The 12,501-nt window shown below is 40.0% G+C and carries 14 protein-coding genes; 6 read left to right on the top strand and 8 right to left on the bottom strand.

Annotated features, from left to right (window positions below):
- Nucleotides 1-123: 123 nt before the first annotated feature.
- The 6 genes from WD019_RS10895 (at nt 124) to WD019_RS10870 (ending at nt 6,673) form a co-directional block, all read left to right on the top strand.
- A complete protein-coding gene (locus tag WD019_RS10895) occupies nt 124-780 on the top strand; it encodes a lysozyme family protein (RefSeq protein ID WP_425711498.1) in 657 nt (218 codons plus the stop codon).
- 122 nt (nt 781-902) lie between these two features.
- On the top strand, nt 903-1,673 hold the full coding sequence (locus WD019_RS10890; RefSeq protein ID WP_026677788.1) for an ABC transporter ATP-binding protein: 771 nt from the start codon (nt 903-905) through the stop codon (nt 1,671-1,673).
- Nucleotides 1,648-2,562, top strand: coding sequence for an ABC transporter permease (locus tag WD019_RS10885; RefSeq protein ID WP_425711497.1), 915 nt, complete (start codon nt 1,648-1,650; stop codon nt 2,560-2,562). Before WD019_RS10890 ends, WD019_RS10885 begins: the two co-directional genes overlap by 26 nt.
- A complete protein-coding gene (locus WD019_RS10880) occupies nt 2,550-3,572 on the top strand; it encodes a hypothetical protein (protein WP_425711496.1) in 1,023 nt (340 codons plus the stop codon). Before WD019_RS10885 ends, WD019_RS10880 begins: the two co-directional genes overlap by 13 nt.
- 339 nt (nt 3,573-3,911) lie before the next feature.
- Nucleotides 3,912-4,748: a transglycosylase domain-containing protein gene (locus WD019_RS10875; protein ID WP_425711495.1), complete on the top strand. Its 837-nt coding sequence runs from the start codon at nt 3,912-3,914 to the stop codon at nt 4,746-4,748.
- 35 nt (nt 4,749-4,783) lie between these two features.
- Nucleotides 4,784-6,673 (top strand): FtsX-like permease family protein, encoded by a 1,890-nt coding sequence (locus WD019_RS10870; protein WP_425711494.1) that lies wholly within the window; start codon nt 4,784-4,786, stop codon nt 6,671-6,673.
- A 36-nt stretch (nt 6,674-6,709) separates the two neighbouring features.
- On the opposite strand, the gene WD019_RS10865 is transcribed toward WD019_RS10870, so the two are convergent.
- The 8 genes from WD019_RS10865 to WD019_RS10830 all read right to left on the bottom strand — a co-directional run bounded on the left by WD019_RS10865 (nt 6,710) and on the right by WD019_RS10830 (nt 12,425).
- Nucleotides 6,710-7,219: a YhcN/YlaJ family sporulation lipoprotein gene (locus WD019_RS10865; protein ID WP_051291452.1), complete on the bottom strand. Its 510-nt coding sequence runs from the start codon at nt 7,217-7,219 to the stop codon at nt 6,710-6,712.
- A gap of 141 nt (nt 7,220-7,360) precedes the next feature.
- Complete coding sequence (locus tag WD019_RS10860) at nt 7,361-7,588, bottom strand: hypothetical protein (RefSeq protein WP_081412645.1); 228 nt, start codon at nt 7,586-7,588, stop codon at nt 7,361-7,363.
- A 171-nt stretch (nt 7,589-7,759) separates the two neighbouring features.
- On the bottom strand, nt 7,760-8,590 hold the full coding sequence (locus WD019_RS10855) for an SAM-dependent methyltransferase (protein ID WP_425711493.1): 831 nt from the start codon (nt 8,588-8,590) through the stop codon (nt 7,760-7,762).
- Nucleotides 8,591-8,665: 75 nt separating this feature from the next.
- Entirely contained in the window at nt 8,666-9,496 is an 831-nt protein-coding gene (bioC, locus tag WD019_RS10850) for a malonyl-ACP O-methyltransferase BioC (protein WP_425711492.1), read from the bottom strand.
- Nucleotides 9,441-10,238 (bottom strand): alpha/beta fold hydrolase, encoded by a 798-nt coding sequence (locus WD019_RS10845; protein ID WP_425711491.1) that lies wholly within the window; start codon nt 10,236-10,238, stop codon nt 9,441-9,443. The genes bioC and WD019_RS10845 overlap by 56 nt, the downstream gene beginning before the upstream one ends.
- Complete coding sequence (gene bioF / locus WD019_RS10840) at nt 10,235-11,413, bottom strand: 8-amino-7-oxononanoate synthase (RefSeq protein WP_425711540.1); 1,179 nt, start codon at nt 11,411-11,413, stop codon at nt 10,235-10,237. The genes WD019_RS10845 and bioF overlap by 4 nt, the downstream gene beginning before the upstream one ends.
- Nucleotides 11,414-11,542: 129 nt before the next feature.
- Complete coding sequence (locus WD019_RS10835) at nt 11,543-11,866, bottom strand: c-type cytochrome (RefSeq protein WP_026677780.1); 324 nt, start codon at nt 11,864-11,866, stop codon at nt 11,543-11,545.
- A gap of 418 nt (nt 11,867-12,284) precedes the next feature.
- A complete protein-coding gene (locus WD019_RS10830; RefSeq protein WP_211235567.1) occupies nt 12,285-12,425 on the bottom strand; it encodes a hypothetical protein in 141 nt (46 codons plus the stop codon).
- Between the last annotated feature and the right edge of the window lie 76 nt (nt 12,426-12,501).

Raw genomic sequence — 12,501 nt, 5'->3', positions numbered from 1 at the left:
TATGCCACAATCGAGGCTCCTTTTCCCTTACAAAATTGTAAGGGAGATTTCGTTCATTTGTCACCTTTTTGATCATTTATTTGCTTTATAATGTTTAAAAAGAATGAAGTTTGGGAGAGAAAAATGAAACGAAAACGGAAGAAGAGAGTTAAAACCATTTTTGTCATGGTTTTGTTTATATTTGCTTTTTTTATCGTATTGAAAGCCATCCGGTCTCCACTAGAAGTCGCCAATCGCTTAAACGAACAAGACTCGTATGATAATGTAAAAAAATACGAACCATTTTTGCGTAAAGAGTTGGCCAAATATCAATTGCAAAACTATACACCTACCCTTCTCGCAGTAATGCAACAAGAAAGCAAAGGAGAAGGCGGTGACCCGATGCAAGCTTCCGAGTCTGCCGGCCTAAAACCGAACGCCATCCAAAATCCTGAAGAAAGCATTCGCCGTGGTGTGAAACATTTTCAAAGAGCACTAACGTATGGCAAAAAGGAAAAGGTAGACTTTGCGACAGTGATACAGGCATACAATATGGGAATCGGATATATTGACTTTGTAAAGAAACACGGCGGCAAGCATAATGAACAGCTGGCAAAGCAATTTTCATTGATTCAAGTTCATAAAAAACCGGATCAATATAATTGCGGCGGCGATAAACATAATTTTCGCTATCCTTACTGTTACGGAGATTTTACGTATAGTACGAAAGTCATGGAAAACATCAAATCAATCACCGCATCTCTTCCTGCAAGTAAAAACCAAACCGACGGCTCTTTTTAAGTCCGCCGGTTTGTTTCTTATCTTACAAGAATGTAAGAAAAATGAAAGCTATTTCGATTGGGAAAACTAATCATCTCCTCTAAACTAAAGGTAAGATTGATCTACATGAAGGAGGTATCCGAATGGATATTCTTAAAGTTCGCGGACTTAGCAAAGTGTACGGTGGCAAAGTATCCTATAAAGCGCTTTCTGATATCGATTTAACGATCGAAAATGGGGATTTTGTCGGCGTCATGGGCCCATCAGGAAGCGGGAAAACAACACTGCTCAATATGGTGTCAACAATCGATTCTCCCACCACAGGGGAAATACGAATCGGGGGAAAAAATCCTCATGAATTAAAGAAAAATGAATTGGCATTGTTCAGGCGGCGGGAATTAGGCTTTGTCTTCCAATCTTTTAACTTACTCGATACGTTAACGGTGGAAGAAAATATCGTTCTTCCATTAACTCTAGACGGCGTAAGTGTAAAGGAAATGGATGAAAAGGTAATTCAAATAGCGAAAAAGCTCGGAATTACAGACATCCTCAACAAACGGACGTATGAAATATCCGGCGGCCAGGCACAACGGACCGCAATCGCCCGGGCAATCATCCATTCTCCGAAATTGCTTCTTGCCGATGAGCCAACGGGGAATCTTGACTCTAAAGCGTCCAGGGATGTCATGGAACTATTAGAAACGATTAATAAAAATGACGGAACGACAATGATGATGGTAACACATGATCCGCTTGCCGCCAGTTTTTGTAACCGTGTCATTTTTATTAAAGACGGGCAATTATATAATGAAATCGATCGCGGAGACAACCGCCAGGCCTTTTTCCAAAAAATTATCGATGTTCTTTCATTACTTGGTGGAGGCGCTTATGACCTTTCGTCAGTTCGCATGTAATAATGTAACGAGAAAAACGCGGACATATGCTGCTTATTTTTTGAGCAGCGCTTTTTCCGTTATGATTTTCTTCGTCTATGCGATGTTTATCTTTCATCCAAATATTGAAAAAGGAATGATTTCGAAATATGCTGCAGGCGGAATGAAAGCAGCGGAATACATTATTTTTGTCTTTTCTTTTTTCTTTATTTTGTATTCCGTGAGTGCTTTTCTCCAATCACGGAAAAGGGAATTTGGCATTTTAATGATGCACGGGATGACAAAAAGACAACTTAATCGCTTAATCTTTTTGGAAAACATGTTGATCGGTACTGCTGCCATCATCGTTGGAATCGGTATTGGGCTTATATTTGCGAAAGCGTTTCTCCTAATTGGTGCAAGCATTCTTGATGTAAATGAACTGCCCTTTTACTTATCATGGAAAGCCGTGCTCTTGACTTTCGCAAGCTTTATCGCACTCTTTCTAATTATTTCTACCTTAACATCCGTTTTTATTCGAACAAACAAAGTCATCGATCTATTAAACGGCAGCCAAAAGCCGAAGCCTGAACCGAAAGCATCTATTCCCCTTTCTATAGTTGCAGTTGTATTATTGATTTCCGGTTATGTCCTTTCATGTACGACAACAGAACAAAACTTAAATCAACGCATAATGATCGTTCCCATTATTGTCATCATCGGCACGTACTTTTTATTTGACCAACTGTCCGTTTATACCATTCGAGTGTTGAAGAAAAATTTGCGATTCTATCGAAAACAAACAAATATTATTATGCTATCCGATTTAGCCTATCGAATGAAGGATAACGCAAGAATGTTTTTCTCGTCACCATCGTATCGACAGTTGCGTTTTGTGGAGTGGGCGCCTTTGCGGCAATGGGCACATTAACGAAAATGTATGAAATCAATTATCCTTTTGCCATTACTTATGTTTCCGATCCCGGAAATCCAAAAGAGAAGCGGCACCTGTCGATCATTGAACATGACTTACATCATCATCATCTTCACTATACGAAAGCTGAATTAACCGTAAAATCGCAAACGAGTGCCACAACTAAAAATACGGTAACGCTTATAAAAGTATCCGATTTTAACCGTTTTGCCAGACTTTTAAATGTACCCGGGCTTTCGTTAAAACATCACGAAGCACGCGTCATTCCGAGCGACTTTGAGCAAAGGAACGATTTGACAAATGAACCGATAGACGTAACCTTGAAAGAAAGCCATAGAACCGTTCATGTAAATGGTTCGGTAAAAAAGCCGATCTTTTCGCGCTATTCTCTCGGGTCAAATTTGCTTGTGGTTTCAGACAAAGTTTTTTCTGAAGTGAAAAAGCCTTCCAACCCCCCCCCTTTCTATCCGAAGTTTGGGACAAAATATATCGGATATAAGGTAGCGAACTGGAAAGAGACCAACCAAATCGGAACCAAAATTACGGATGAAAGAGATGCCATAATTGATAAAGGCGATGACACAACCTTTTATTTTTCTTCAGCCGGAAGCGATTATTTGATGACAAAGCAATTATATAATGTGTCGTTATTTATCGGTTTGCTTATTGGAGCCGTTTTTTATATTGCGGCTGGAAGCTTCTTATATTTTCGTCTCTATACCGATTTAGAAAATGACAAACGGAAATACAGGGCAATCGCCAAGATCGGGATGACGGAAAAAGAATTGAGCAAAATTGCTACAACAGAACTTGCCCTTATGTTCTTTATTCCGATCATGGCAGCCATTATTCACAGCTGCTTTGCATTTGTCGCCTTGCAAAGCTTGTTCCACTTATCGATCGTACTCGAGACAATGGCCGTTTTAGTTGGCTTTATCATTGCGCAAGTTCTCTACTTTTCCTTTATCCGATCCCGTTATTTACGGCATCTAAAAGAAGTCTTATAAAACCGGAAGCGAAAATTACGCTTCCGGTTTGTATTTTCGCTATAAATTCTCATAATACCCGGTCATTTCAGCAAATGCATGATTATCATTTACTACAACGAAATTAGCCCTTTTTTAATTCTTACAAAAGTGTAAGGCGGATGAAAGGAAATTCGATGGGAGGATTGCGCTTCCCATCTTATACTGAAAACAAAGATGAAGGTAAATGGGGTGGGACTATGAAACAAATCAATAAGATCATGTTTGTTTATATGACGATCTTAATTGCGATTATGATGACATTCAGTTATATGTATATCTCGAGGTAAAAACTTGGCTAAAGCGACGGAGGGGATGTCAGTGAGCCACTACGCACATTCAATTAAAAATCAAAAAGTACTTACCGCTCAAAAAACAAAGAGAACAATGAAAGCTGTTAAAACATGTGCGATCATTATAACGTTAGCCATATTGCTGCTTAACCTTTTATGGTATACGATATTCGGAGCGGGAAATATTCTCATATATAATGAAAAATTGCCTGTATTTAGTGCTTCGAATACGATCAAAACGTCCGGTATGATTTTTCATAACCGACCTTTTGTCACAACAGACCATATGCCTGATTATGTATGGAAATCTTTTATTGCCATTGAAGATCACCGTTTCAATCATCATTTTGGGGTAGATCCAATATCGATGGCCAGGGCTTCTGTCGCAGATGTGAAAGCCGGTCATTTTGTCCAGGGTGGAAGTACAATCACAATGCAGCTGGCCCGCAATTTATTTTTAACACATGATAAAACGATGAGCCGGAAGATGAAAGAAATGGTCATTGCCATGAACTTAGAGCACCGCTATACGAAAAAACAAATTCTTAGCATGTATTTAAATACGATCTATTTCGGCCACGGACAGTACGGGATCGAAAATGCCGCAAATTACTACTTTGGAAAAACAGTGAAAGCCAATGATCCGAATAAAGAAACGATCAATATGAGTGAAGCGGCTATCCTTGCTGCATTGCCAAAGGCACCGGAATATTATTCCCCCTACCGCCATCTTGCCGAAGCAAAAGAACGCCAAAAGCTCGTATTGCACAAAATGCTGGATTACGGCATTATTCGAGAGTCCGAAATGCAATCGGCACTAAGAGAACCTATCGTTTTGAATCCGTCGCCAATACAACCACAATGAATCTAAATCCATTAAAACAAAAGGAGGGGAAAATTGTGACCTTTCGCCAATTGGCCTTTAAAAATGTTTCACGCAATAAACGTACTTATGCCGCTTATTTTTTAAGCAGTGCCTTTTCCGTCATGGTTTTCTTTGTATATGCCGTCTTCGCATTTCATCCGTCATTTTCTAAAGAACATCTTGGCAGTTATGTTTCTTTAGGCATGCACTTTGCTGAATCCATAATTTACGTCTTCTCCTTTTTCTTTGTTTTATATTCGATGAGTGCGTTTTTAAAATCGCGCAAAAAGGAATTTGGCATTTTCGTCATGCACGGCATTACTACTTTTCAATTAAAGCTGCTCGTTTTTTTTGAAAATATGATCATCGGCTTTGTCTCGACGATATCCGGGATGTTAGGCGGGCTCATCTTTGCCAAAGCGTTGTTGCTCATTGGAGAAAATGCACTCGGAATACCGAAAGAATTGCCTTTTTATTTTCCCTGGAAGGCCATTATTTTAACTTTTTTTGCCTTTTTTTCACTTTACTTATTTATTTCGCTATTCACCGCTGCTATTTTACGCAGCAACCAATTAATCGATTTACTAACTGGAAGTGCCAAACCGAAATCCGAACCGAAAGCTTCTATTTTCTTATCCATACTTGCTGCGGTTCTTTTAATCGCGGGATACGTTGTCGCATTGTCGGTAAAAGAAGTCGGGGTTGTTTTGGCCATGATCCCAGTTACAATGATTGTGACGATTGGAACCTACTTTTTCTTTACTCAACTTAGCGTAGCGATCATCACGATGTTAAAACGAAATAAAAAACGCTATCGTTACAAAACGAATCTCATTGCCTTTTCCAATTTGGCCTATCGGATGAAAGATAATGCACGGATTTTTTTCATTGTAGCCATCGTGTCGACCGTCGCATTTGCTTCTATTGGCACATTGGTCGGCTTTCGCTCAATGATTGGCGATATGATGACAAACGGGAAGCCATATGCCTTCACCTACTCTTCTAAACAGGGGAATAAAATGGAAAAGAAGCATATTGCTCTTATCGAAAATACGTTAAAAAATGAAAAAATAAACTACGTAAAAACGAAAGTCACCGTAAAAAAAGAGACGAGCGCCAGAACAGGAAATGAGGTTACGCTCGCGAAATTATCCGATTATAATGCATTTGCCAAAAGCGAAAAGCAAAAAACCCTTTCTCTTAAAGGCAACGAAACGATCTTTGTTCCGGATGAAAAAGAAGCGGGGGGTAATCAACCCATTCGTAAAAATATTCTATTGAAAGAAAGTAACATTACACTACACCCAATTGGAATGGCAAATAAATCGGATTTTCCAATTAGCAATGTCAGCTTTAATTTGTTAATCGTGCCTGACTCTCTTTATCAAAAAATTTCACGGTCAGGAGAAAGAGATTATATCTTTTTTGATGTGAAGCGATGGAAAGAAACGAGAAACGCAGGCGACTATTTGCTTAAAAAAATTCCTCCTTCGCCTAACGGAGCTTATGTTTTTTCATCTTTAGCTTCTGAAGTCGGCAAAGCAAGAGATGGAATGAGCATGATTTTATTCGTAGGATTGTTTATTGGGGCCGTATTTTTCGTGTCCGCAGGAAGCTTTCTCTATTTTCGCCTATATACCGATTTAAGCGAAGACATCAAGCAATACCGGGCGATCACGAAGCTAGGGTTAACGCCGCGTGAGCTTTCTAAAGTAATGACATTTCAGCTGGCTTTACTATTTTTTGTCCCGATTATTGTCGCCACGATCCACGGTGCCGTAGCACTTACTGCATTGCAGCATTTGTTCGATTACTCGCTTGTGAAAGAGTCACTTTTTGTTCTCGGCAGCTTCTTTTTCATTCAAGTCATTTATTTCTTGTTTATGAGAGCCCGATATATTAATCATATCAAAAGAGCACTTTAAAAAAGTACCTACCGGATGGTAGGTACTTTTTATGTTTTAGCGTGCATTCGGGAATAATCGCTGCACCATTTTTGAAAATTCATTAACGAAACCAGAGATCGGCCGTCCTTCTCGAATATCTTTTGCATATCGTTTCATATGGTTAACAAAATCGGGGTTTGTTGAAACATAAACATTATTTATGGTAGGATCAGCTTTTTTCACTTCATCTGCCATTTTCTTTTCAAGATCTTTTGTTAACTTCTTGCCGCCTTCCAATACAGCTGCAACATAGGCATTATTATCCGTGACAATGACATTGGCGGTGTGTACTTCCGGTAAATTAGCCACATTTTCGGCCGCATCATCTGCAACTTGCATATTCGTTTTGTTTTTAACGTAAGCGCGCTGTTTATGAGGCTGGTCGTCATTGTACGTGACATTTTGCCGATCACTCTGGTTTCGCAATTCTTGTCTTGACGCATCTTGTCCACTACGACAAGCTGAAAGCAGTGCAAACATAAACAGAAGCATCACAAAAGCTATTCGTTTATAGCGAACAAACATTGTTGTCACTCCTTATCAATGGATTATATATAACGTCTGCTGTCTTTTTAAAAATTATTCATTTATTATATTAACCGCCTATTGCAAGAAAAATGTCATGGAATCATTTCCATGACATTTTTCTGTATGACTCTCATGACTTTAGCCATGATGGTAATGGCCATAAGGATAATGATGATAATAATAAGGGTAATGATGATAATATGGATATGGGTAATATGGTGGATAGTAAGACGGCGGGTAATAATAAGGCGGATAGTACGGATAATAGGGATATGGCCTTGGCCCGGGATAATAAGGACGCGTTTCTTCTGCAGCGGCATTCGATTGACTCGGTTGATAAAGGTGAACCCCATCCTGATCGTACATACTTTCTCCTCCCCTTCCTTTTATATAGTCCAACATATGTAGAAGTAAAGGAATTGGAGCCTATCCAATCTGAAGTCGTTCCTTTGAAAATGAACGATAAACAGCACAGGTAACCTTTCGCTGTGCTGTTTTACACTTATCTCATTTTCTGATTCGTCATCCAAAATTTTTCTACTTTTTATAGGCAGTCACTAAGAAAGTTTTTGGAAAATCGGTAAGTTCTCTCGGTATTATCGGAAACGGCCAGCGTCCATAATCCGCTTCATACGATCCTGGTTGAACCGCTTGAGCATCCCAACCAAACCGTTTTAAAAACCGTTCCGGTTCATCCGTGCCAAACTCCCAGGAAAGTCCATATTTTTTTAAATAGGTTCGGTCTTTTTCCGCCCACGGCCCATTAATGAATGCTTCGCTTATAAGGTCTGCTCCGAGCCAGCTACCAGAAGCAGACAGCCTTTCAACTTGCTTCAAGACATGTTCGACCGACGGCTGTTTTAAGTACACAAAAAAGCCTTCCGCAAGCCAGACGGTTGGCTTTTCTGGGTGGAAACCCGCTTCAATCAGCTGGCGCTCCCACTCTCTCGATAAATCAGCGCCAATTGTATAGCGGTCGCAATAAGGGATCGCATGTTCATTTGAAAGAATTTGATTTTTCAAGGCTATTAGTTCTGGGCGGTCAAGCTCAAATAATTTGTAATGGGAAAGCAATGGCAAACGATAAGCACGGGCATCCATCCCTGCGGCTAAAATGACGATTTGGTCAATTGTTGTATGTTGCAGTATTCTCATTAGAAAATCATCAAAGTATTTAGTTCGAATAGGCAAAAACGGATTTTCAATACCGCTTCCATGTTCTTGCTCCAAATTCCTCATTATCGTAAAACCAATTTCACCCGCTAAAGTTCTCGCATACGGATCAAAAAAAGGCGATCCGGCCTTTCGCTTTCTCTGGCGCGAACAGCAGCAGTATATCGAGACGTATCGGCGACTGATCCATTTCATTCGCTCCTTTAACAATATTTCTCTCGATATACTATGGTTGGAGCTCAGCTGATGTCAGTGAAATTTAATTTCATCCTATTTGCAATTATCTTTTCTGTTTTTCTCGATCGTCACATACAAACAATGATAGGTTGCTTTAATGAGATCATCCAACCTATAGTGAGATTCATAAATTTTCATCATCTTTTTAAAAACGGCTGGCCGCTGGCAATAATCCCCTTCATTGCTATTGTTGGCACCAATTTTTTTAATCGATGTAAGAAAGTCTCTTACGCCAGGGAAAGTTTGAACTTCTAATCTTTCTTTTCCTTTGAAGGAAAAAGATGATGGCTCCAGCGAATGAGCAATTACTTTTTGCAAGCCTTTTAGTGAATAAAATGGTTGTCCCGGGGGATTTGCGTCTTCAAGCTGAAAAGACCGTTTGGCCTGGCGGAAAGACGCATGGAGCTCTTGAAACGTCAAATGCCCGAACGTCGAAAAACATAGAACCCCGTTTTGCTGTAAGTGTGAAAAAAGATATTGAAGCGTATGTTCAAGCTGATTCAGCCATTGAAACGTCGCATTCGAAATGATGAGGTCATATTTATGCTGTAACATCATTTCTTCGATATCTCCACAAAGGAATGAAACATTTCGATGCATTACCCGCTTTTGAGCAACGCTGATCATCCCCGGTGCAAGATCAACAGCGTGAATCAAAGCGTTTGGAAAAAGGGCGCAAAGCCGCTCCGTTAAATAGCCTGTCCCGCATCCTATTTCGAGAACGGCGACCGTTTCATTTTTCAACTTTTGTCGTTTTACTATTGCCAATACTTCTTCGGCCATTTTCTTTTGAACAACGGCAAATTGGTCATACGTTTCCGCCTGTTTGCTGAATCGTTTTTGCAATAACTGTTTGTTGATCATGATTGGCTTCTCCTCCCACAAACTCTTTAATCCACTGCAAACATTGATCGGGCATTGTGAAAAACGGAATGTGCCCCGTATGTTGGAGCCGTTTTATAGTCACTTTTTCTTTTATCCGTTGCTCAATATACTGTGAAGCGCGAAAAGGGCATATGGCATCTTCTTCGCCGTGAATCAATAAGACTGGCGATGAGATTTGTTCCAATTTGCTGCGGAAATCGGAAGCTATTAAATAATCCAATCCACTTCGCAAGGAATGAACATCATCACCAACAAACTTCTCGCCGATTTCTCCCATAAACCGCTGAACCTCCCCTTTTCGCCGTTCTTCAGTTGAAAACATCAATTCATAGAAAGACGCTAATGTTTTTTCCTTATTACGCATAAGTTGCCGTTTCATTCTTTCAACCATTTTCGGATGCACTCCGCATTCATAATCGGAATCCATTGTGAACCGGCTTGTTCCGCTTAATAAAATGAGATGCCTTACTTTCGAAGGATATGTACTAGCAATATCGATCGCCGCAAGTGAACCGAGTGACCAACCAATGACTGTGAAAGACTCCATTGTATCCTGTTGGATGTACTCGTTTACCCGTTTCCTCACACCATCAATTGTTTTAAGCCCGCGCCAGTCCACAAGCTGGATTGAAAAACTTTCGCGAAGCCCGTCCGCAAGAAGCGACCAGACCGCACTTTCCATCCCCCATCCTGGCAGCATGACCAACTGTTTTTTGCTCATACGATTACTCCCATCTCTTTACCAACTAAAACGATTTTCTTTACAGCCCACTCTAGATCTTTAAGGTCATGGGTAGCCATTATTGAAAAGCGGATTCTTGCCGCGTTTTCCGGGACCGTTGGCGGACGAATGGCAATTGCCGCAACTCCTTCTTCTTGCAGCCTTTGACTAAAGCGAAGGGCCCTTTCCTTTGAACCAATCTTAATCGGAACAATTTGTGTCTCACTTCCGCAAAGATCAAATCCCGACTCCTCTAGCGCGATCCGAAAATACGTTACATTTTTCCAGAGACGCTCGCGCAAATGCCAATCCGTTCGAACAATTTCGATGGCTGAACTTATCGACCCAAGAATAGAAGGCGGAAGAGCCGTCGTATAAATGAAACTTCGCGATTGATTAAGAAGATATTCTATCAACCATGCTTCCCCAACGATGTACGCACCGAAAGACCCGAGCGCTTTACTGAATGTTCCCATTTGAATATCGATTTTTCCTTGTAGTTTCAAATGATGGACAAGTCCCTCGCCATGATCACCATAGATACCAGTGCTGTGAGCTTCATCGACCATCAATATTGCCCCATACCGCTCTTTAAGCGTAACTAAATCTTTTAGCAGCGCCGTATCGCCATCCATGCTAAATACACTGTCTGTTACAATAAGTTTCCGTTGATCGGGCGATGCCTTTTTCAATAACTCTTCAAGATGATTAAGATCATTGTGGCGGTACCGTTTATGTTCCGCACGGCTAAGAATGATTCCGTCGATAATAGAAGCGTGGTTTAACTTATCACTGAATACAATGCTTTTTCGATCACAGATCGCAGAAATGATTCCTAAATTAGCCGTATAGCCGGAAGTGAAAATGACTCCGGCTTCAGATTCTTTCCAATCTGTTAACAAGGCTTCTGCTTGTTCATAAAGAGGATGGTTTCCGACAATAAGCCTTGAAGCAGCCGCACCTGTTCCGTATTGTTCAACGGCTTGAACGGCAGCTTTTTTCAGCCGTATATCTCCCGCTAATCCTAAATAATTATTGGAAGCTAAATTGAGAAGCTTTTTGTTTTGCCTGATCAGCCATGGCTCTATCGCCTTTTCAGCCACCATCATGTTCCTCTTCTTATGCAGCTGCTTTAACCTTGCCAGTTCATCTTTAAGGTCACTTTCAAACGTCATCATTCACCACTTCCCTCCCTCACTTTTTATTTTACTCGCAAGGTCGACTTTTGTTAACTATTATAATTTGTAGGTTAACAATACTTTGTTAAAAAAAGCAACCTTTCATCGAAGAAAGGTTGCCATTTTTTATTTTTTAGAAGCGAGCCATCCAGCAACGTTTTCGGCATCATTTCCTTTAATGAGACCGCCTGGCATTCCGCCTCCTCCATTTTTGATTTGATTAAGAATTTGATCTTTACTCATTTTTTTGCCAACATCACTTAGTTTAGGAGCAGCATTTGTACCTTCTAAGTTTTGGCCGTGGCAGCTGGCACAGTTTTGTTTAAATACTTGTTTTGCAGCAGCAGTATCAACTTTACCTCCGCCAGGCTTTTCTTCTTTTGTCTGCTTATTGGCCGCACATGCGGCAAGTGATAGCGCGAGGCAAGTTATAATAATTAATTTTTTCATGATTCTTCTCCTTTAAATACATTTTGTTTTTATTATAACTTCTTTAAGGCCGAATATACGAGAGATAACATTTTTTGAATTTTATTTGGAGCAAGATCTTTAGGCTTTGACGGATACGGAAAGTTCGCGAAGAAACAATGAAGGCGAATTAGACGGAAACTCAATCAAAACAGCAATTGGACATTTAACTAATTTAACAAAAATGGTCCTCAAATTCATTATTTTGCTTATGTAAAAATACACAACTATGTGCGTTTTGTGATGGCTAATGTTTCAGCTGATTACTTGTACTGTCCCGCCCATCCTTCTTTATGAATCGGGAATCGTTCTTCCAATATTACGTCCTAAACGCTGAGAAAAAGTGGTGATCTAAAATCACCGCTTTCTCATTTTGAAAACCTATACGTTGTCTAGAAAATTATTTTGAAATATACTCTAACACATCTTGCAGTACGCTAATATCATTTGTAATAAGTAAAGCAGGCAGTAAGGCGATGGTTAAAATAACTGCTGCATTTGCGACAAATACATATTTAAAGACTTTTTTCAAAATTTTCATTTCACCACAACTCCTTTATGATAAAGTGGTTTTTAACTTTGTTTTATCATAACACCATTTCATCATTTTTGCGAGC

Source organism: Fictibacillus sp. Mic-4, from assembly GCF_049843615.1.
GTDB classification, from domain to species: Bacteria; Bacillota; Bacilli; order Bacillales; family Fictibacillaceae; genus Fictibacillus_A; species Fictibacillus_A gelatini.
This window is presented reverse-complemented; position numbering and strand designations above follow the sequence as displayed.

Bases quoted from the DNA above. Each gene is read 5' to 3' on its own strand.
- WD019_RS10895 (WP_425711498.1), top strand. From the start codon at position 124: ATGAAACGAAAACGGAAGAAGAGAGTTAAAACCATTTTTGTCATGGTT.
- WD019_RS10890 (WP_026677788.1), top strand. From the start codon at position 903: ATGGATATTCTTAAAGTTCGCGGACTTAGCAAAGTGTACGGTGGCAAA.
- WD019_RS10885 (WP_425711497.1), top strand. From the start codon at position 1,648: ATGACCTTTCGTCAGTTCGCATGTAATAATGTAACGAGAAAAACGCGG.
- WD019_RS10880 (WP_425711496.1), top strand. From the start codon at position 2,550: ATGGGCACATTAACGAAAATGTATGAAATCAATTATCCTTTTGCCATT.
- WD019_RS10865 (WP_051291452.1), bottom strand. From the start codon at position 7,219: ATGTTTGTTCGCTATAAACGAATAGCTTTTGTGATGCTTCTGTTTATG.
- WD019_RS10860 (WP_081412645.1), bottom strand. From the start codon at position 7,588: ATGTACGATCAGGATGGGGTTCACCTTTATCAACCGAGTCAATCGAAT.
- WD019_RS10855 (WP_425711493.1), bottom strand. From the start codon at position 8,590: ATGAAATGGATCAGTCGCCGATACGTCTCGATATACTGCTGCTGTTCG.
- bioC (WP_425711492.1), bottom strand. From the start codon at position 9,496: ATGATCAACAAACAGTTATTGCAAAAACGATTCAGCAAACAGGCGGAA.
- WD019_RS10845 (WP_425711491.1), bottom strand. From the start codon at position 10,238: ATGAGCAAAAAACAGTTGGTCATGCTGCCAGGATGGGGGATGGAAAGT.
- bioF (WP_425711540.1), bottom strand. From the start codon at position 11,413: ATGACGTTTGAAAGTGACCTTAAAGATGAACTGGCAAGGTTAAAGCAG.
- WD019_RS10835 (WP_026677780.1), bottom strand. From the start codon at position 11,866: ATGAAAAAATTAATTATTATAACTTGCCTCGCGCTATCACTTGCCGCA.
- WD019_RS10830 (WP_211235567.1), bottom strand. From the start codon at position 12,425: ATGAAAATTTTGAAAAAAGTCTTTAAATATGTATTTGTCGCAAATGCA.